Origin of the sequence: Kroppenstedtia sanguinis (genome assembly GCF_050433445.1) — a bacterium.
GTDB classification, from domain to species: domain Bacteria; phylum Bacillota; class Bacilli; order Thermoactinomycetales; family DSM-45169; genus Kroppenstedtia; species Kroppenstedtia sanguinis.
In genome coordinates, this window is record NZ_JBNPXF010000011.1 from 78,745 (window position 1) to 99,867 (window position 21,123).

A 21,123-nucleotide genomic window follows, 5' to 3' on the forward strand; every position below is an offset into this window, starting at 1 on the left:
CATCCAAGGACGGGTTGAATGTATCGAATAAATCTGGAAGGCGGGGGGATCAGGCGTGCCTCTCCTCCTTCTGGATCGTCGTCTTACAGGAAGGGGAACAATAGCCCCGGTGTTCCTCTTCGCAACTCGGGCAACAGAGATGGAGCCTGTGACAGCGGTCGTTGGCGCAGTTGATATAATTCTCTGTCGGTTGGCCGCAGTGAAAACATTTGCCGACGATGGTTTCCTCCACTTGGCTGACCGGCACCGACAGGCGTTCGTCAAAAACGAAACATTTCCCGTCGAAACCGTCCCCTCCCACCTCCGGGTCCTTTCCATAGGTGACGATTCCCCCCTCCAGTTGGGAGACATCTTGGAATCTTTCTTCCAGCATGAAGGCCGTCAGTAGGTGAGGATTTTTTTGTCTTTGTATGAGGCCAGATTCTCTCGAATCCAGTCAGGAAATTCGCGGAAAAAACGGACATCGGGGCGGATGGCGTTCTTGAAATGGCCGAGATCATACTCATAATCGGTGCGACCATCCAGGATCAGCACATCCTCGGCATGCATCGCTTCCCGGAATTGCTCGGGAGTCAGACGGGTTCCCGATTTTTGGTTGGGGTCCAGATCCTTTGGGACACGGAAGGTGACCAATTCCGCTTTGTGGCGGACATGCATCTTTTTAAAAGCATGGCTGTCGTGGGGATCCACTTTAAACACCATTTCTCGGAAGCGGGGGTCTGCATGCATCGTTTCCATGTAAGTCTCTGTTGCTGAAAGGGTGCCGGATACGGTGCCGTTAATCCCCTCTGCTGCCACCAAGATCCTTCCCTTCAAGCCAAGGTCCCGGCAGAAAGCAAGATGCTCTCTCGCAAAGCTTTGTGGATCTTCGATGGGGACATACTGATAATATAATAAAACCTGATAGGCTCCTGGGAGAGCTTCGGGGTTGGTTTTTGATATGTCCATCCTCATCCTCCTTCGCAACACTTGTCATACCTCCGATTGCGCTCGGTAGGTTTTCAATCTATTGTACACCAGGATCCTGTCTGAAGGAAAAGAGATGTTTTTCTCGGAAGGGCGTTCCAAAAAAATTAGGCGTGTTGATTCGCCCTATCACTTTATGGTTCATCAACAGCCCTGAAAAAAATAACTCCTCCCTGGCAACGATGCACTGGGAGGAGAGAGGATCAGTTTTGCGGTTGGAGGTCGGTTCGGGTAGAAGTAGAATCCCGCTTGGTGTCCTCCTTCTCTTCTGAGGGGTCCTGGTTGCTGGTCCGAAGTGGGATCTCCGGAAGGAAGAGGGTAAGGAAGGCAACTAGGATCATGACACCCATTCCGGTGAGAAAGACTCCGGAGAGTCCGAAACTCATAGCCTCCCGCAGAAAATGGATGATATGGTCAAACAGTCCGCTCATCCCCGATGGAAACTGAGAGCGCAAGTGTTCCAACTTTTCCGGGGAGAGAAGGATTTGGGGATCCAATCCCTTCAATTTACCCGTCAATTCAGAAGCGTGGCTGGTGGGGGACTGAGTCAGTCCTTCCGCCAATTTGCTTTCCATCCGGGAAGACATGATACTTCCCATCACGGCAACCCCGATTGTCCCCCCCCATCTGTCGGAACAACTGAATGGAAGCGGTGGCTACCCCTAAATTGTTGTGGGAGACGGCATTTTGTACGGTGAGGTTGAAGATGGGAAAAGCCATTCCCAGGCCGAGTCCGGTGATGATGAGGTTAACGACGGCCATCCGATTGGAGGTGTCTGCATCCATGGTGCTGAGGAGGTACATCCCCATCGACATGATGAGTGCCCCTATCAGAGCCAGTTTTTTATATTTGCCGGTACGGGTGATCACTTGCCCCGTGATGATGCTGGCAAAAGTCATACTGAGAGACATGAACATCAGAACAAAACCGGATTTGGAAGCGGAGGTTCCTATCACCCCTTGGATAAAAAAGGGCATAAACATAATGACACAAAACATGCTGACGCCAATCAAGAAACCGATGACATTGGACAAGGTAAATATCTTGTTTTTAAAGAGATTCAAGGGAAGCATTGGATTTTCAGTCCGTTTTTCAATCAGGATAAAGACGGCCAGGGCGACGATGGAAAATGCAAACAGGCCCAAAATCTCGAAGGAGGTCCAAGCGTAATCCTCCCCGGCCCAAGTGAAGGCGAGCAACATCGGGATCATGGTAAAGATCAGGAAAATTGATCCGAAGTAGTCGATTCGTTTTTTTTCGCCGGTCTCTGTATTGGGGAACAGGCGCAGGATCAGGAAGAAGGCAACCACACCGACAGGCAGGAAGATCCAAAAAACCCAATGCCAGTCGAAGTGATCCACGATGTATCCTCCCAGGGTGGGCCCCAGAACACTGGAGAGACCGAAGACGGAACTCATCAAGCCTTGCCAGCGTCCCCGTTCCCGGGGAGAAAACAGGTCCCCGACAGCAGAGAAGGCCGTGGACATGATCATCCCACCGCCAAAGCCTTGAATCCCCCGATAAATGATCAGCTGAATCATAGTATTGGAAGTTCCACACAGGAAAGATCCTACCATAAAGATTCCCAATCCGGTCAAGATAAAGATCTTACGTCCGTAGATATCCGACAGTTTCCCCACCAGAATGGCGGTGACACTGGATGCCAGCATAAAGATGGTGAACACCCAGTTGAAATACTCCATCCCTCCCAAGACGGTTACGATGCGGGGTAGTGAGGTTCCCACAATCGTCTGGTTCAGACTGGCGAACAGCATAGATGCCATGATCGCCAGCATGATGATCACTTTCTTTCTCTTATTTAAATGTTCCATGCTTCTTCCACTCCTCTTTAGGCCTGCAATCTTTATATCTATATATTTAGTTACTGGATAGTTTCTGAAACCGTCGCAGGGAGGTTTCCAATTATTGTGTCGTTGTCAGGCGAGTTGATTAGCCATATTTTAGGTTGGAAATAGGGTCGGGATGGTGGGACGGTGAAGAGCCTTTGCGTTCTTTGCAAGAGATCGTAGCCGTCCCACCATCCCTGTCCCCCCTCAAGCGATATTTTACGATGGGGACCATGGGAGAGCGAAAGGATCATTTCGTTCCCATCCATTTTGTGGTTAATCAACAGCCTTGTGTCGTTGTAGGAGTTAAATCTCTGATGGGGATCCCCCACGGTAAGGATTCACTGGAAAGGAGATGCTCTACATTTTTACAAAAAAAACCACCCTGGGTCGGGTTGGCGGAAAAATTGATTCATATACCGAAATATTAATGAATCGAATTAAATTTGTCAACAGACCTGTCCCTTCCCTGAGTGAGATTTAGGATCTGGATGTACAAGTTGATCCAGTCGAGCAGAAGTAGCTAAAGCCAGGAAGGGATTTCCCATTTCGTTCCGTTGTTCTTGTAAGTCAAAGTCACTCCATGGGAAACCCGACCCTCCCCTCCAGTGTTTTTCACCCCGCTTCCCTTCATCGCCCTTTGGGAGGGTCTACGGTGTCTGTCCGGATTTTTCCCGTCCTTTGCGGGACCAGTAGGTGGCCAAGAGAGCGCCGGAAATATTATGCCAGACACTGAAAATGGCTCCAGGCAGAGCGGCGATTGGATTCAAGTGGGCCAAGGCGAGAGCGACAGCAAGGCCGGAGTTCTGCATGCCGACTTCGACGGAGACGGCCCGGCTGCGGGGCTCATCCAGCCGCAGAACCCGGGGGCACCAGTAACCCAGGAGCAGGCCGAGTCCGTTATGCAGGATGACCGCCAGGACGACGGGAAGCGCTGTTTCCCTCAGGCTGTCAGCGTTGAGTGCCACCACGGCAGCCACGATGATGACAATGGTGGTGACGGAGATCAGGGGGAGAGCTTCTGTGGACCGGTGGACGGTGACGGGGAAGAAACGGCGGGCCAGCAATCCCAGTATGATGGGCAGGATCACCACCTGGAGGATAGTCAGGACCATGGATCCGGGATCTACCGGCAACCAAGAACCGGCCAACCACCAGAGAAGGAAAGGGGTGAGTAGGGGGGCTAGCAGGGTAGAGATGCTGGTCATGGTGACTGACAGGGGAACGTCCCCTTTGGCTAGATAGACGATTACGTTGGAAGCGGTCCCGCCAGGACAAGCTCCTACCAGCATCACTCCGGCAGCCAGTTCCGGGGACAATCCCAAGGAAGTGGCGATGATCCAGGCGGTGGCGGGCATGATGATGAATTGAAGGCAGACTCCCGCCAGGACTGGTCCGGGCCGCTGGAAGACGAGTCGGAAATCCTCCCCTTTCAGAGTGAGCCCCATTCCAAACATGATGATTCCCAGAAGAAGATTGATGGCGGGGCCGATCCACCGAAAGATTTCCGGAAACATCCAGGCGATGCCGGCGAAAACCAGAACCCAGAGGGCGAAAGACTGCTGTGCAAAGCGACTGGCTCGATTCCAACGCTGCAAGAGGATCCCTCCCTTTTCTCGACGGAATAAATGAAAATCAGGGCGATTGATTAACTAGAAAATGGACGGTGGAAGGGAGTCTCATGTGCTACCAAAACGACCTTATGATACTTCCGTCTCGGCTTTGCCCCTACCCAACGGTTAGATTCGGAACGGATCGTCTCCACTTCCTTGTAGGGTGGAATCGGTGCGTGGGTGAACACGATCTCCCCATCCGGATGTATGGATAATCAACGCCTGATAAAAAACATGAATTGGATTGTGACAATGTTTAAAAAACACTATACACTGTTTCACAATCCCTTTGTCAAGTACAAACAGGAAGATTCTTATGGGCAACCTTCATCCTTGTGTTGCTGACTTCCCGGCTTTGCCCCTGCCCGATGACTAGATTCGGCGCGGACCGTGGGCGAACCCCGATCACCTCACTTAAAATATGGATAATCAACACGCCTGATTTCGCCTGGTTTCTGGGGTTTTCAGCGGGGCTATCCCCGAATCTTGAATTGCGAATAAAAAGGTGGTTGACAATGAAATCGATACCTGATTATAATAGCACCTAAATAAATTGAATCACGTCACGCACGTGTAGGAGGATGCCTAGGGTTCCACCCGTCCATGACGGGGTTTGCGACCGAGTGGCATCAACACCGGCTCTCCGGTGTACACCGTGAGGATAAAAGCCTCTGCGGCAGGTCCTGCCCGCTTCCAATGAAAACGGGTTTGATCTGTCCGGAGGTTTTGTTTATATCCGAAGTGATTTATTTCAGAAAAAAGTAATATCTTAGGACAAAGGCTATGAAGAGGCATTCGCCCCCGTTCCCGTGTCACAGAGAATTCCGGAAAGCTGAGACCGGAATCGCGGGAGGGTTGGCGATCTCACCTTGGAGCCGTGCGTCGAAAGGGGAGATCTCCTGAGTAGAACGTATCCGGTCATCGCCGTTATCCGATGGAGTGAACCCGGTTTTGCACCGGGACACTCACCAAGGCCATCCGCCGCGAGGCGGGGGCAACCATTGGGTGGTACCGCGAAACCTTTCGCCCCAATCAACCAAGGTCGTAGTCACGAAATTTGTGTCTGCACGGGTTGATAGGCGAAAGGTTTTATTTTTTCTATGAAGGAGGTTGCGGAAGTAACATGGCCCAACGGTTGGCGATGCCAGCAGAGAAAGGTGAAGAATTGACACAGTCGCAGCAGGAATACTCCGGTTCCGAAATTCTACTCCGATGTTTGATCGAAGAGGGAGTGGAAGTGATTTTTGGCTATCCAGGTGGGTCGGTGTTACCCATTTACGATTCCCTCTACCACGGAGCTGTAAAGCATCTGTTGGCCCGTCACGAACAGGGAGCGATCCATGCCGCTGAGGGATATGCGAGGGCGACAGGAAAAACGGGAGTCGTGATCGCTACCTCAGGTCCTGGAGCGACCAATCTGGTGACTGGCATTGCCAATGCCCAGATGGATTCCATCCCCTTGGTCTGTATCACCGGCAATGTGAGCCAGGACCTGATCGGAACCGATGCTTTCCAGGAAGCAGATATCACCGGGATCACCATGCCGATCACCAAACACAGCTACCTGGTCACCGATGTCCGAGATTTGCCCCGGGTGGTGAAGGAGGCTTTCCACATCGCGTCCACGGGACGACCCGGCCCGGTCCTGATTGATATCCCCAAGGATGTATGCAATGCAAAGACCGGTTATCACTATCCTGAGGGAGTGCGGATCCGAGGCTATCAGCCCAAGACGGATCCCCACCCCCTGCAGATCACCCGACTGCACCAAGCACTGGCTGAGGCGAAAAAGCCCTTGATCTTGGCGGGAGGTGGGGTGGTCACCTCTGGAGGGGAGCAAGAGTTGATCGCCATCGCTGAGACCGCCCAGGTTCCCGTGACGACAACTCTGATGGGGTTAGGGGGGTTCCCCAGTCAACATCCGCTGTGGCTGGGAATGCCGGGAATGCATGGCACCTACGCCGCCAATCATGCTCTTTTGGAATGTGATCTGTTGATCGGGATCGGGGCCCGTTTTGATGACCGGGTGACCATGGGGCGCCTCGACAAATTTGCCACCGGCGCCAAGATCGCTCATATCGATATCGATCCGGCAGAGATTGGGAAAAACGTGGATACCTATATCCCGATTGTGGGAGATGTGAAAAAATCCCTCACCGCCGTCCGAGATGGACTTCCTCGTTCCCAGTCGGAAGATTGGGTGAAGCAAGTGCAGGGTTGGTACCGAGAATATCCGTACCGATTCCAGGATTCTGATCAGGTGTTGAAACCCCAGTGGGTGATTCGCCACCTCCATGAAAGCACGCAAGGGAACGCGATCGTCACCACCGATGTGGGTCAACACCAGATGTGGGTAGCCCAGTATTTTCCCTTCGCTAAGCCCCGTTCCTTTATCACCTCAGGAGGACTGGGGACGATGGGATTCGGGTTCCCCTCTGCGATCGGGGCCCAACTGGCCCATCCGGAAGCCACGGTGATCAGTGTCACCGGAGACGGGGGATTTCAGATGACTTCTCAGGAGTTGGCAGTCATCGCCCAGGGGAACATCCCGGTCAAAGTGGCGATACTTAACAACCATTGTTTAGGAATGGTTCGGCAATGGCAGGAGGTTTTCTACAAAAAACGATATAGCGAAGTGGATCTAGCTGACAGTCCCGATTTTGTCAAACTGGCGGAAGCCTACCATGTGAAAGCTTGGCGGGCAGAGACCCAGGAGGAAGCCGTCCAGGCATGGAAGCAGGCGTTGTCCGATCCCGGACCCGCTGTCGTCGATTTTCGCATCCATCCCGAGGAGAATGTGTATCCGATGGTAGCCCCCGGAACCGGACTAGATGAAATGATCATGGGGGAGGAGGAGTCATGAGACATATCCTGTCTGTGCTAGTCAATGATCAACCTCGGGTGTTGGCTCGGGTTGCCGGACTTCTCGGGCGGCGCAATTTCAACATCGAAAGTATCAGTGTCGGGGAGTCGGAAGAACCGGGTCTATCCCGGATGGTAATTGCTACCCGAGGAGACGAACAGACCATGGAACAAGTACAGAAACAGCTTCACAAGTTGGTGGACGTGATCAAAGTTCAGGATCTTCACGATCAATCGGCAGTGGAGCGGGAATTGTTGCTGGTCAAGGTGGGTTCCGGCCCAGGGACGCGGATGGAACTGAGTGGAATCATCGAACCCTTCCGCGCTTCCATCGTCGATGTGGGATCGCACAGTTTGATTATACAGGCGACGGGGGAACGATCCAAACTGGATGCTCTGTTAGAGCTTTTGCACCCCTACGGAATCAAAGAGGTGGCTCGAACCGGGGTGACAGCACTTCCCCGCGGGGCAAACAAGGCAAGTATGGCCCTTACCGCCGGAGGTTAACTCCCTGGTGTGAATGAAAGGAAGAAGGAAAGTTTACACCCTGATCCTTCAGTACGATCCCGCTAAAAATGACGAAAGAGATCGGCGGCTTCTGTCGTCAACAATCCCTATTTTTTGAGGAGGATGAATCATGGCAAAAGTGTTTTATGGTAACGATGCAGACCTCGGATATCTGAAGGAAAAAACAGTTGCAGTGGTAGGATACGGTAGCCAAGGACACGCTCAGGCCCAAAACCTGCGGGATAGCGGGATTCATGTGGTGATCGGCCTGCGCAAGGGCCGCTCCTGGGAACAAGCGGAACAGGATGGTTTTGAAGTTTTGCCTGTGGATGAAGCGGTGAAACAGGCGGATGTGGTTCAACTCTTGATGCCTGATGAAGTGCAGGCCCAAGTTTATAAGAATCAGGTAGCCCCCCATCTAAAACCGGGATCGGCCTTGTTCTTCTCTCACGGATTCAACATCCATTTCGCTCAGATCGACCCACCGAAAGATGTGGACGTGGTTTTGATCGCCCCCAAAGGGCCAGGTCATCTTGTGCGCCGGGTGTATGTGGAAGGTTTCGGAGTGCCGGCTCTGATTGCTGTTCACCAGGACGCTTCAGGGAAGGCTCAAGCATTGGGACTCGCTTATGCTGATGGAATCGGAGCCACCCGAGCCGGCGTGATTGAGACCAGTTTCAAAGAGGAGACAGAGACGGATCTCTTCGGGGAGCAAGCCGTTCTCTGCGGCGGAGTCAGCGAGTTGGTGAAAAACGGATTTGAAACTCTAACCGAGGCGGGATATCAGCCGGAGATCGCCTACTTTGAATGTCTCCATGAACTGAAACTGATCGTGGATCTGATGTACGAAGGGGGGCTGGCGGGAATGCGTTATTCCATCAGCGACACTGCGGAGTACGGGGATTACGTAAGTGGTAAGCGGGTCGTTGGTGAGCCTTCCCGGGAGGCGATGAAAGAGGTCTTGCAGGAAATTCAGGACGGTACCTTTGCCAACAAGTGGATTCAGGAAAATAAAGAGGGAAGGACGGAGTTCAACCGCATCGCCAAAGCGGAGAAGGACCACCCGATGGAACAGGTAGGTGAGAAACTGCGGAAGACTTTTTCTTGGCTGAATGAAAAGGAAGCAGTAAAGCCCTGAAGGATTATCGAGAAAAGGGAGGTTGCGGCAATGCGAAGGGTCCAGTTTTTTGACACGACGTTGCGGGATGGGGAGCAGTCCCCAGGTGTAAATCTGAATGCAGAAGAGAAGGTGGCGATTGCCCTTCAACTGGAACGGTTGGGGATCCATGTGCTGGAAGCCGGTTTTGCCGCGGCCTCTCCGGGAGATCTGGAAGCGGTTCGCCAGGTGTCGCAAGCTGTCAAAGGGGCGACGGTAGTCTCCCTCGCTCGGGCGGTACCGGGAGATATTGAAAAGGCCCGGGAAGCCCTGCAGGGGGCGGAAAACCCAGGAATTCATATCTTTCTCGCCACTTCACCCATCCACCGCAAATACAAGCTGAATATGACCCGGGAGCAGGTGCTGGAGAAGGCGGAGAAGGCCGTCCAGATGGCTGGAAAATACTTCTCTCATGTGGAGTTTTCCATGGAAGATGGGGGGCGAACCGAGAAGGAATTTCTCTGCCAAGTAGCGGAGCGAGTAATTCCTGCTGGTGCGGATGTGATTAACATTCCCGATACGGTGGGTTATCTCACTCCTGCAGAATATGGGGAGATCTTCCGGTATATGAAGGAGCATGTCCGCGGGATCGAAAAGGTGAAACTCTCTGCCCATTGCCATGATGACCTGGGGATGGCAGTGGCCAACACCTTGGCGGCGATTGAGGCCGGAGCGGAACAGGTGGAGGGAGCGATCAACGGGATCGGCGAACGGGCAGGTAACACTGCTTTGGAAGAAGTGGCGGTGGCCTTGGCTACTCGGGAGGATCACTATCAAGTAGCAACCGGGCTTCATCTGAAGGAGATCGGAAAAACGAGTCGCCTGGTGAGCAAACTGACCGGGATGCCAGTTCCGGGAAACAAAGCAGTAGTGGGTGCCAACGCCTTTGCCCATGAGTCGGGGATCCATCAGGATGGGATGCTGAAAAACAGTTCCACCTATGAGATCTTGCGACCGGAGACGGTGGGGGTGGACTCGACTCAGCTGGTGTTGGGCAAACACTCGGGACGTCACGCTTTCCAGGATAAATTGCAGGAGATGGGTTATCGTCTTTCGGAGGAGAAAATCGATTTCCTGTTCAGCCGCTTTAAAGAGTTGGCCGATCGCAAGAAACGGGTGGAAGAGGAAGACCTGATTTCCCTGGTGGAAGAGAAGTGGGGGGGAGAAGAAGAGATCTTCACTCTGGAAACCGTTCAGATTTCTTATGGCAATCGGTCTGTTCCCACAGCATCCGTGCGAATCTGTGACCACCGCCACCCACAGGCATTGCAAGAGGCGGCCTGTGGCAACGGTTCAATCGATGCGATTTTTAAAGCGATCGACCGGGTGACGGGAGAAGTGATGCATCTGGAAGATTATAAGATCACTTCTGTCACCGACGGGAAGGATGCCCTGGGCGAGGTTTTTGTCAAGCTTCGGCAAGGGGATTACGCGGTTCAGGGACGCGGGGTCAGCACCGATATACTGGAAGCTAGCGCCCGCGCCTATATCCACGCAGTCAACCGATGGGTGAGCCGGTCGACTGCAGGGGAAGGGAAGGCGGTCTCGGTATTCTCCGGGTCCTGACCTGGGATAAAAGGAGAGGTGACAAGGATGGAAAAGAAACGAAAGATAGCCGTTCTGCCCGGGGACGGAGTCGGTCCGGAGATCGTGGAAGAAGGGGTCAAGGTGTTAAAACAGGCCGGGGAGCAGTTTGGATACCAATTCCATCTCAACTTCGGCTGGATCGGTGGCTGTGCGATCGACCGTATGAAACAACCCTTGCCCCCAGAGACGCTTCGCGTCTGCCAAGATGCGGATGCGGTCTTGTTGGGATCTGTAGGTGGGCCTCGCTGGGACTCAAATCCACCGGAACTGCGACCGGAGAAGGCGCTCCTCTCCTTGCGCAAAAAGCTGGAACTCTTCGCCAATCTACGTCCCGCCAAGCAGTTCCCCGGATTGGAAAACAGCTCCTCACTCCGGGCGGAAGTTCTGGAAGGGGTGGACCTGTTGGTGGTGCGGGAGTTGACCGGAGGGATATACTTCGGAGACAAATTTACCGAGGAGACGTCCCAGGGATTGCAAGCCACCGATACATTGGTTTACCGGGAAGATGAAGTGGAGCGAATCCTGCGGAGAGCTTTTGAGCTGGCCCAGGGCCGCCGTAACCGAGTCACTTCTGTCGATAAAGCCAATGTGCTGGAGAGCTCCCGACTGTGGCGAAAGGTGGCGGAGCGGGTGGCTAAGGAATATCCCGACGTGGAGTTGGAACATATGCTGGTAGATAACTGTGCCATGCAGATGATCCGCCAACCCGCCTCCTTTGACGTGATTGTGACTGAAAATATGTTTGGTGATATTTTGAGTGATGAAGCGGCCATCTTGACCGGATCGATCGGGATGTTACCTTCCGCCAGTCTGGGAGAAGGAAATCGCGGGCTGTATGAACCGGTACACGGTTCTGCTCCTGACATTGCCGGAGAAGGGGTTGCCAATCCTGTGGCCACCATTCTTTCCGTGGCGATGATGTTTCGCCATTCCTTCGATGACGAAGAGGCGGCTCAGGCGATCGAAACTTCCGTTACCCAAGTCTTGAACAGGGGGGGCCGGACCATGGACGTGGTTGCAGTGGGAGATCTGGCTCTTTCCACGGATCAGTTCGGGGATGAGGTCGTAGAGGAATTGAGAAAATACCCACGGGAATCCAAGACATCGGTGGAAGCCACGATGTGACGAACTCTTGTAATAGAGTGAGGATGGTACTCACCCTTGCGTTCTTTGCAAAAGATCGGAGCCGTCCCACTGTCAGCCCCCCGCTTGCTGAAAAACCAGTTGAAGGGGCGCCAGAAGCGTGGTGAAAAATCTTTCATAGGGAGAGTGGAGGTTTCATATAGAGTACTTGGGCTCGCCGAACAACGGAATGAAGGCAAAAACCCATCCTTCCCCCGCCAAGATCGATGGTAATCACAACGTTTCTAGACACTTTAGTGGTTTCTCGTCTGCCCTTGCCTGACTGAAAAATAGGTTCAAGTTGCAACCCCTGCGGAGAGAAATTTTCCGCGGGGGTTTTCTGATCTCAGCTGGGTTCCTTTACAAAGGGAAGTAATTCTCACAGTTCTGACCCATAATAAAAAGGTGAATCGACTCACCGGCCTCTTCAAACCCGAATTCCAGTGGCGGAGGAGAAACATCATGCAGACGGATTCATTACATCGAGAGATCTTGGAACTTTTACAGGGGGAAGGGAAGGAGGTGCTGATTCAGGAATGGGCTGGCTCTCTGCAGCCCTACGATCTATCGGAAATACTGAACCGACTGGAGCACGGGCAGCAGTTGCAGTTGGTGTCTAAAATACCAGAATCGCTGGTGGCAGAAACTCTGGAATACCTGGATCCGGAGCAGCAATATCGGATTCTGCACCATCTGGATGAAGGGATCACAGCCCGGTTATTGAGACAGATTCCCAGTGATGCGGTAGTCGATATGCTGTTGGCGATTCATCCTTTGCAATCCGCCCGTCTGTTGGATCTTCTTCCTAGAGACTACCGGGAGAAGATTGATACGTTAATGACCTTTCCCGAAGATACAGCCGGAAGTCTGGCTACAGTGGACTATATCTCAGCGCGGGAAGGATGGACTGTGGAGGAGGCATTACAACATATCCGCAAAGTGGGTGGAGAAGCGGAAATCATCTCCTATGTTTATGTAGTCAATAAACGGGGGGAATTGGTCCAAGTCGTCTCATTGAAGGAGATCATCCTGGCCGATCCGGGAACCCGATTGTGGGAACTAATCGCCGGGGATGTGATTTTCGTCTGGGCGGACACTCCCTCGGAAGAAGCAGCGAAAATCCTCTCACGTTATGATTTTGTCGCGTTGCCTGTGGTAGACAGACACCATCGAATGATCGGGATGGTCACGGTGGATGACCTGATGGATGTCATCCGGGAAGAGGCCACGGAAGATATGCAAAAGCTGGGGGGAAGTCAGCCGCTGAGTGAACCTTATTTTAAAACCACCGTTTGGAGTCTGTTCCGAAAGCGGATCGGTTGGCTGCTGCTCTTATTTATCGCCGAAGCTTACACGGGTACAGTGCTACGCCATTATGAGGAGACGCTGTCGGAGGTGATCGCTTTGGCTTTTTTTATCCCCTTGCTGATCGGGACCGGGGGAAACACGGGCTCCCAAACAGTTAGCACTCTGGTGAGAGCATTAGCAGTGGGAGAAGTAGAATTTAATGATCTGATTCGGGTACTGCAAAGAGAGCTGTTCGCAGGGCTGTTACTCGGATTGTCTCTCGGGGGAGTGGCGTATCTGCGGGCCCTGATGTTGGGTGTGGAATTTCAGCTGGGCCTTGTCGTGGCGCTCTCTGGCTTTTTCATCGTGATCTGGGCCTCGATGGTGGCGGCAGTCCTGCCGCTGATTCTCCATCGGCTGAAGGTGGATCCGGCGGTCGTCTCAGGACCTTTAATTACGACTCTCGTGGATGGAACCGGATTGTTCATCTATTTCACCATAGCCCGATTGATCCTGCATCTCTCCTAAAGAGGATCAACTCTATCTTGGTTATAATAAAAGTTGAGGTACCTCTAGATAAAAAGCCCCTGTTTAATTAGTTACATGTCTATAAAAAGCGCAGAGGAAACGATCATTCTTGGCAAGGGAGAAACGGCGAAAGGACATGAATATCACTATTTTTCGGTGACAAAAAGCGCTTCTTTTTCACACGTATATCACGTGCAAGGGCTCAGGGGAGAAAAAGAAGAAGGATTCTACTTGCCAAACGTTGCAGCCGGATTTATTCATCTTCATTTTGCAGCAAATACGAACATGCCACAGAGGTTTGTACAATATTGTTTGGATTATAAAGGAGGATCGGCATGGAAAAAGCAAATCGAAAAAACGGAAAAGGGTTGACTCTCGTCTATACCGGAGAAGGCAAAGGAAAGACAACAGCCGCATTGGGGCTTGGGCTCCGAAGTACAGGAAGAGGAATGAAAGTAAGAATTTTTCAGTTCATTAAATCACCGCAGCGGACATACGGGGAACAACTTGCTTTCAAAAAATTGGGCGTGGAAATGACGCAGCTTGGCGTTGGCTTCACATGGACGAAAACACCGGAAGAACATCGGGAAGCGTTGAAGGAAGGCTGGCCCAAGGCAAAGCAGGCGGTATTGAGCGGGGAATATGATGTGGTTCAGGGCTGTTGATTAACCAGAAAATGGGCAGCGGAAGGGAGTCGTGTGCTGCCAAAGCGACCTTTGCGCCATGGGCACTACAATTTGAAGTTAAGGATGCGCCACAGGCACTACAATCTCGATGGGCTGAAGCCCTGGAATAAAGGTAGCACCATAGGCACTACAATCCAAAGGAGCTGAAGCTCTAGATGAAGGTTGCCATCCTACCCAGTGGAGAATCTGGAGGGAGGGCGTTTAGGGGCAACATCTTCCCTGTGTTGCTTCCGTAAGGCTTTGCCCCTGCCCGATCGGAAGATTTGGAGCGGCCAGATTTCACTTCCTTGCCGGATGGCAACGGTCGCGTGGGTGAACATGATCTCCCCACCCAAAATATGGCTAATCAACACGCCTGGATGTGGTTATTTTAGATGAACTCAATAATGCATTGGCGATTGACAGATTTCCGATTGATGATGTTTTGCCGCTTCCGGAAGTAATAGATGTAATCAAAAATAAACCACCCCATGTTCATCTTGTCATTACAGGCCGGAATGCCAAGCCGGAAATAAAAGCATTAGCGGATCTGATATCCGTCATTGAACCGGAGAAACATTATTATGATACTGGCGTACAAGCTGTGAAGGGATTGGAATTTTAAAATTTGGACGGTTAAAATAGGCAAGGTCGGTACAAAGTGATCGACGCTGTACGGCCCTTTATTTTGGGTATTTCACCCTTTCATTTTTCACTTCTTGCTCATCCTCTGGATGAGCTTCTTTACTTTCAACGGCAGCCGTATTTTTGGGATCCGGCACAGCCCGCCATCAAAACAATGAGTAAGAAAATAAGACTCCGATCCGATATACGACTGTCCGGTTATCCTTCCTTTCCCAGAAAACAATTTCGATTCATCATTAATAAACCGCATCAACCGAAACAGGCTTGCAGCGACAATTCCATTATAGCCTCAGGATGTAGGGAAGTAAGGGCGTTTTGATTTCATGTATCCGTTTGTTTTTTCCAGAAAAGGTTCTTTTATTTAAATGATGATTTGTCTATTGAAAGTGACGTTACGTCATCTTGTATACTGAAATCAGTAACGAGGGGGGGTATAGAGTGCTTTCCATTAAAGAGGTCAAAAAACGGACCGGGGTAACGGTCCGGACGCTGCACTATTATGATCAAATCGGGTTGCTGCTTCCGGCGGACAAGACGGAAGGAGGGCACAGGCTTTATGGTGAAAAAGAACTGATCAAGCTGCAGGAGATTCAATTTTTAAAATCACTGGGCTTCAGTCTGAGCGAAATCAAAGAGATGCTCTCCAATGAAAGGGATTGGAATAAATGTTTGCAAGATCAATTGGCGTATGTATCCAATGAAAAGCAAAAGCTGGAACAAATTGAATTAACCTTGCAGGGGTTATTAAACGAAATGGCCATCGATGGCGAAGTTGATCTGTTGAAAGTTCAGCACTTGATTCAACTATATACAAAGGATCCCCATAGCAAAGAAATATACAGGAAGCAGATGTTTGACGAAACGGAAATGGAGCTTTTGAAGCGGCTTCCTAATGTCAATCGAGCGGATCCTGATACGTTGGAATGGGTTTCTTTGCTTGGCCAATTAAAGAATCATATGGATAAGGGCCCGGAGGCACCGCAGATCCAAAAAATCATCAGGCGCATGTTTGAAAAGCAGGAGGAATTGTTTTGGGAACATGATGAATTTCTTGAAAAACTCTGGGCGGTCAGAAAATCTCCGGAAGCGTCGCAAAAGGCCGGGTTTTACCCGATTGAACCAGAAGTGCTGGATTTTCTGGAAGCAGCGTCAAATATTTATTTGAGCAAAATGAAGGGGAAAGGTGATTCCTGATGAGTATAGCCTTATTGCTATCTGTAGGAGCATTGGCATTGCTGGATACACTCAGCCCGACCACTTTGGGCGTTACCGTATACATGCTGCTTTCGGAGAGAGACAAGGTTGCGGGCAGGCTGCTTGTCTATTTGACCACTGTTGCCAGTTTTTATTTTATGGTCGGTGTTTTTCTGATGTTGGGGCTGGATACGGTAACGGATGCTTTTTCCGGCCTTGGAAATAATGCTTTATTGAGCCGGATCATGACCATTCTCGGATTGGGCCTATTGATCGGCAGTTTTTTTATCCCAACAAAACAGTCCGCTCCCAAAGTGCGCAAACCAAAGAGTAAAAGCAGCTTTGCGATGGTGGCGCTCGGATTGACCACCGGTTTGGTTGAAGTGGGCACGGCATTGCCCTATTTTGCAGCCGTTGGCATCATGACGGCCGCTCACTTGCACCCGCTGGAGTGGCTCCCCATGCTGGCAGGCTATAATGTGATCATGGTCCTTCCAGCGTTGATTTTGATGTCAGGGCACTTCTTGTTTAAAGGGCGGCTCCAGGGACCATTGGAAAAAATTAGACTCTCCATTGAAAAAAATTCGGGGTCCACGCTTTCATGGATGATGACCATCGCAGGCTTGATTTTATTAATCAATGCGTGAAAAAGGGAGGCTTGTCAACGTGAAAAAGATATACATCTTTTTGTTTCTGTCCGTTTTGTTATTTTCCGGATGCACAGCGGGCGGCGGAAGCAAAGTCGAAACGGCTGATCTTAAACATACCGAAGCGATTTATATCGACCATGGCAGTACCAACGTTCACATAAAAGGCACGGATCAATCCAAATTGGAGGCATCCCATCAAAAACCGATTATCGAGATGAAGCAAGGTAAAAAAATATCCATCCATGTAAAGAAAAGTAAGTTTCATATTGGCCCAAAAATCAACTTCAATAAAAAGCTTCATGTGAACATTCCAAAGGATTATCGATGAACAGGAAAGAAGCACGGTCACCTGATAAAGTTCATTAAGAAAGGAGAGAACGATTATGAAAGGGCTCCAGCAAATGATTGACAGCATAATTATATTGGGGAAATTTAGACTACAGAAAATAATCAATCCAATAGTTGTCTTCCTAATACCTTGTAATAATACAGATCCATGTAGTATAAAAGAAATTAATTGCATCAGATCACGCGTGTTGATTAGCCATATTTTACGATGGTGGCAATAGGAAGAGCGAAAGGGTCAATTTTGTTTCCTCCACCCACTTTATGGTTAATCAACCGCCCTGGTATTAGATCATTAGAAGAAATTGTTGCTGGGGAAGGATAGATAGCATTGGACAAAATAGTAGATATGCAGCATGTTTCATGGAAAAGGCAAGGGGAAACGATTTTATCGGATATCAGTTGGGAGGTCTTAAGAGGGGAACACTGGGCAATTCTTGGATTGAATGGTTCTGGAAAAACGACATTATTAAATATGATTAACGGTTACATTTGGCCGACGACGGGAAAGGTTAGTGTATTAGCGGAACAGTTTGGAAAAACGGATATTCGGGAATTACGAAAATCGATTGGCTGGGTCAGTTCCTCCCTTCAAGAAAGAATAAAGGGGTCAGAAACCGTCGAAGATATAATCGTTAGCGGAAAATTTGCTTCCATCGGATTATACGAAAAACCTGCTAAAGCAGATTTTCGCAAGGCATATCTGCTTATGGAGCAACTGAACTGCAGCCATTTGCGAGGGAGAACCTATCAAACGTGCTCACAGGGAGAAAAACAAAAGCTCCTTATCGCACGCGGACTAATGGGAACGCCGGATTTACTTATTTTGGATGAGCCAACAAACGGTCTTGATTTTATTTCCCGTGAGGAGCTAATGTCTTCCGTCAGTCGATTAACTGTACAGGAGAAAGCACCAACAATCCTGTTTGTAACCCATCATACAGAAGAAATATTACCTGTTTTCACGCACACCCTATTATTAAAGCAGGGAACAGTCTATGCGAAAGGGAAAAGGGAGGAAATGTTAACCGGCGAGCATTTATCACGTTTTTTTGATTTGCCTGTCCAAATTGACTGGAGTAACGACCGGGCGTGGATGTTGCGAATTTAAAAGCAAAAAGGTCTTCAACAAGGAAGACCTTTTTGCTACTTTCTGTCCTCAAATTCAAGTATCGTATTATCTTTAAAGGTAATTCGACTTCCAATTGGGTGTAATCATCTGGAAGGTCAAACGCTTTTAAGACCTGACTAATTGCATGGTCTTTTTTCGTGTCTTGAGTAATTTTTTTGAAGGCCTTTTCAGTCTTTTCATAAACATTATTCACTGAATCCTCTATTTTTGCATCAATGAACGCAGAGTTGTGCTCCCGTTCAATTTCTGTCTCATATTCTTGATTCTTGCTATAGCCTATTTCCAATTCGATATCAGTATAATCCAGGTGACTCATTTTTTCAGACATGTCTGTATTGCTATCGTTGCTATTCATATCGCTTGAGGGGATGGGATGGTGGGACGGCTAAATTCGTGGAATTTTTATATCAAGATAATCGATGAGGTTAAAAATTCGGTACCACCTAAAAAAACCCGCCCATCTCACGCATCAGGCAGGGGGAAAATGAATCTCTTCCTTATTATACTGATTAACCTGCTTCCATCCCTCCCACCCCATTGCGGATCTCCCGGTGGGAAACCGACTTTTCCTTAAAGTACTGTTCCAGATCTTCTTGCACCAGAGGCAGTGGGGAGAGTGTGTTCTCTTTGCGGGCGTGGCGGGTCATCTCCAGCAAGGATTGATAAAAACGGAGATCTTCCCAAGAGTAATCAGGGACTCGCTCCAGGGAGGTGAGCAGATGAACAGCTTGCTGCAGTTCCTCTTCCACCTGGTCCACCAGGTCCATGTTCCAGTATTCGTAGTTCAGGGCCTCCAAAGCATTCCAACCGAGAAAGTGGGGGAGACGTCCATGGTTCTTTGGCAATCTGATCACCCTCCTTTTGTATAGTTATCATATCGGAAAGCGATCTATATTGATACAATTATTCGCGATATAATATATAATTTAAATTATCAATATCATTTTGGCATGAAAACTCTCCCTTGGTTTTTCCTTCCTCCAAAATCTCTCTCCTGCTCTTCATTGCGGGCGGCTCCCCAGAGGGGTTTAGATGCTATTGCAGAGCCGGAAGGAAGACCTTGAACCACAAAAATACGCCTATTCCTGTGAAGGAAAGGCGTTAAGGAGAGCGTTAGCCGCTGATATAACTGTAGATCAATCCCACGATCAAAGCCATGTACAAAAAGAGACTCCAACGCATGGGATTCAACAGAGTCCCCTCCATCCGTCCGATGTGGTTTCATCTCCATTATATCACCAGGGGCAGCTTCTGTTGAAGGGTGGAAAACAAACCCTTGAATCAGTTATTTTTCCATGGTAAGTTCAAACAGTAAAATGAAGCAGTCTGAAGTCCACAATCCACTTCCTTTGTAAGCGTGAATACTTCTTAAGATCTATACGAACTGCAAATTTTCGATGATCTCTCTCAGGCGGACAGGCTATTTCTGAAGAACAGTATTGTAAGTCGTATGTCTTCTATGGATAATGGGAATATAGAGTGAAAACGTGTGTCATATAAAATTTTCAGTTAAAACTGGCTATAAAGATAAAAGGAAGGAGGCATGAAAGCCCTTCTTCCAATTGTCTGAATCCAGAAGAGGATCCAAGCAAGGGAGGTGGGGGTGCCTGTGAACGACTCACGACTTGATAGGGTGCGAAAGCAAAAGAAGAAAAGGCGTTGGGTTTGGATTTTGATGAGCTGTTTTTCAGTTGCACTGATCAGCTCCAGCTATTTCTTTTTCCAGGTGTGGGGAGCGATGGATCACGCTTTCGATCCGCTGGAACGGAAAAAGCCTGCCAAACGGAGTCAGGAGGTTACGATGGATCAGCCTTTCACTGTCCTTTTGATGGGGGCGGATGGGAAGAAGGGTGATTGGCGAACTGACAGTCTGATGCTGGTCTCGATCCATCCCAAGAAAAAGTCGGCCAAGCTTTATAGCATTCCTCGGGACACCTATACAGAGATTGCCCATTCCAACGGGGTGAAGACCAAAATCAACGCAGCCCCTTATTACGCCCGGTTGGCTAATGTGGACCTGGAGACCAACGTAGTGGAAACCGTCGAGAATTACCTCAATATACCCGTGGACTATTTTGTGAAAATCGATTTCCATGGATTTATCGAAGTGGTAGATGCCTTGGGCGGTGTGGATGTGGATGTCCCTTTTAATTTCAATATGCGTCTCTTCTATAAATGGTATACCTTTGAAAAGGGGCCAGCTCACCTGGATGGGCATGAGGCACTAGCCTACGTCCGCATGCGCAAGTCCGATCCTCAGGGAGACGCTGGACGGACGGCACGTCAGCGAGAAGTGATGCAAAATTTGGCCGGTCAGGCCGCCAGCCTCAACTCTGTAACTAAAATCAATGAGATTATGGAAGCTTTGGGCAATAACTTGGGTCACAACCTGAAGGTATCTGAAATATATAAACTACAGGCCACCTACCGAAGCATTCCTAAAGAGAATATGGAGACTTTGAAAGATCGGGGCTATGACTCCAACGAAGAGAACTCGCGGGGAATCTGGTTTCACTATGTCAACGATGAAGAACGGTTGCGTCTCAGTCATATCTTCCGCAAACATCTGGATCTCCCATTGGAAACCCTGGATGGACAGAAGTTTGAGGGGATTAGTCCCGCAGATGAAGAGAAGCATCAAGGAAGTGAAAACAACGGCGATCCACTGGGGACATCGGATGAAACTTCCGAAGTGACAAAGGAAGCCGGTCAATAACGAATCACAATCTAGAAATCAAGCCATCGTCTCGGGATGATGGCTTTTTTTTTATCCGATTCTCCAAGCAAGGTGAAGAATCATTACACTGAACCAGTGTCTAGATGGACCAGTGAGAAGGAGATCCTTGATCTTATAAATATGGAAAATCAGGGCTGTTGATTAACCAGAAAATGGGCGGCGGAAGGGAGTCGTGTGCTGCCATAGCGACCTTTGCGCCATGGGCACTACAATTTGAAGTTAAGGATGCGCCACAGGCACTACAATCTCGATGGGCTGAAGCCCTGGAATAAAGGTAGC

General features: G+C 49.8%; 13 protein-coding genes and 5 pseudogenes. 13 read left to right on the top strand and 5 right to left on the bottom strand.

Features of this window, described 5'->3' with window-relative positions; genetic code table 11:
• Positions 1 to 49: 49 nt before the first annotated feature.
• The 3 genes and pseudogenes from trhO to JOD24_RS08680 form a co-directional block, all read right to left on the bottom strand.
• Positions 50 to 948 (bottom strand): annotated as a pseudogene (gene trhO, locus JOD24_RS08665) (oxygen-dependent tRNA uridine(34) hydroxylase TrhO).
• 221 nt (positions 949 to 1,169) lie between these two features.
• Positions 1,170 to 2,799: pseudogene (locus JOD24_RS08675) on the bottom strand (MDR family MFS transporter).
• A gap of 665 nt (positions 2,800 to 3,464) precedes the next feature.
• Positions 3,465 to 4,412 (bottom strand): bile acid:sodium symporter family protein, encoded by a 948-nt coding sequence (locus JOD24_RS08680; protein WP_429246753.1) that lies wholly within the window; start codon positions 4,410 to 4,412, stop codon positions 3,465 to 3,467.
• A gap of 1,156 nt (positions 4,413 to 5,568) precedes the next feature.
• Here JOD24_RS08680 and ilvB point away from each other — a divergent pair.
• From ilvB to JOD24_RS08740, 12 genes and pseudogenes are all read left to right on the top strand, one after another.
• Positions 5,569 to 7,290: a biosynthetic-type acetolactate synthase large subunit gene (gene ilvB / locus JOD24_RS08685; protein WP_380163099.1), complete on the top strand. Its 1,722-nt coding sequence runs from the start codon at positions 5,569 to 5,571 to the stop codon at positions 7,288 to 7,290.
• Entirely contained in the window at positions 7,287 to 7,796 is a 510-nt protein-coding gene (gene ilvN, locus JOD24_RS08690; protein WP_380163057.1) for an acetolactate synthase small subunit, read from the top strand. Before ilvB ends, ilvN begins: the two co-directional genes overlap by 4 nt.
• A 130-nt stretch (positions 7,797 to 7,926) precedes the next feature.
• The gene (gene ilvC, locus JOD24_RS08695) at positions 7,927 to 8,934 is read left to right on the top strand and encodes a ketol-acid reductoisomerase (protein ID WP_380163058.1); all 1,008 of its coding nucleotides are present in this window, start codon (positions 7,927 to 7,929) and stop codon (positions 8,932 to 8,934) included.
• Positions 8,935 to 8,964: 30 nt separating this feature from the next.
• A complete protein-coding gene (locus JOD24_RS08700) occupies positions 8,965 to 10,518 on the top strand; it encodes a 2-isopropylmalate synthase (RefSeq protein WP_429246754.1) in 1,554 nt (517 codons plus the stop codon).
• Positions 10,519 to 10,545: 27 nt separating this feature from the next.
• Entirely contained in the window at positions 10,546 to 11,664 is a 1,119-nt protein-coding gene (gene leuB, locus JOD24_RS08705) for a 3-isopropylmalate dehydrogenase (protein WP_380163060.1), read from the top strand.
• A 459-nt stretch (positions 11,665 to 12,123) separates the two neighbouring features.
• Positions 12,124 to 13,476 (top strand): magnesium transporter, encoded by a 1,353-nt coding sequence (mgtE, locus tag JOD24_RS08710; RefSeq protein WP_380163061.1) that lies wholly within the window; start codon positions 12,124 to 12,126, stop codon positions 13,474 to 13,476.
• Positions 13,477 to 13,811: 335 nt separating this feature from the next.
• Positions 13,812 to 14,129 (top strand): annotated as a pseudogene (locus tag JOD24_RS08715) (cob(I)yrinic acid a,c-diamide adenosyltransferase); the annotation flags it as partial.
• Between the two features lie 388 nt (positions 14,130 to 14,517).
• A pseudogene (locus tag JOD24_RS08720) lies at positions 14,518 to 14,766 on the top strand (cob(I)yrinic acid a,c-diamide adenosyltransferase); the annotation flags it as partial.
• A gap of 458 nt (positions 14,767 to 15,224) precedes the next feature.
• On the top strand, positions 15,225 to 15,980 hold the full coding sequence (locus JOD24_RS08725; protein ID WP_380163063.1) for a MerR family transcriptional regulator: 756 nt from the start codon (positions 15,225 to 15,227) through the stop codon (positions 15,978 to 15,980).
• A complete protein-coding gene (locus tag JOD24_RS08730) occupies positions 15,980 to 16,627 on the top strand; it encodes a GAP family protein (RefSeq protein WP_380163064.1) in 648 nt (215 codons plus the stop codon). The genes JOD24_RS08725 and JOD24_RS08730 overlap by 1 nt, the downstream gene beginning before the upstream one ends.
• A 19-nt stretch (positions 16,628 to 16,646) precedes the next feature.
• Positions 16,647 to 16,958, top strand: coding sequence for a hypothetical protein (locus tag JOD24_RS08735; protein ID WP_380163065.1), 312 nt, complete (start codon positions 16,647 to 16,649; stop codon positions 16,956 to 16,958).
• 348 nt (positions 16,959 to 17,306) lie between these two features.
• Positions 17,307 to 18,086: an ABC transporter ATP-binding protein gene (locus JOD24_RS08740; protein WP_380163066.1), complete on the top strand. Its 780-nt coding sequence runs from the start codon at positions 17,307 to 17,309 to the stop codon at positions 18,084 to 18,086.
• A 91-nt stretch (positions 18,087 to 18,177) separates the two neighbouring features.
• Here the strand turns inward: JOD24_RS08740 and JOD24_RS08745 are convergent.
• Positions 18,178 to 18,462 (bottom strand): annotated as a pseudogene (locus tag JOD24_RS08745) (YusW family protein); the annotation flags it as partial.
• Between the two features lie 154 nt (positions 18,463 to 18,616).
• Complete coding sequence (locus tag JOD24_RS08750) at positions 18,617 to 18,952, bottom strand: hypothetical protein (protein ID WP_380163067.1); 336 nt, start codon at positions 18,950 to 18,952, stop codon at positions 18,617 to 18,619.
• A 764-nt stretch (positions 18,953 to 19,716) separates the two neighbouring features.
• Between JOD24_RS08750 and JOD24_RS08755 the strand changes: the two genes are divergently transcribed.
• Entirely contained in the window at positions 19,717 to 20,823 is a 1,107-nt protein-coding gene (locus tag JOD24_RS08755) for an LCP family protein (protein ID WP_380163068.1), read from the top strand.
• Positions 20,824 to 21,123 lie beyond the last annotated feature (300 nt).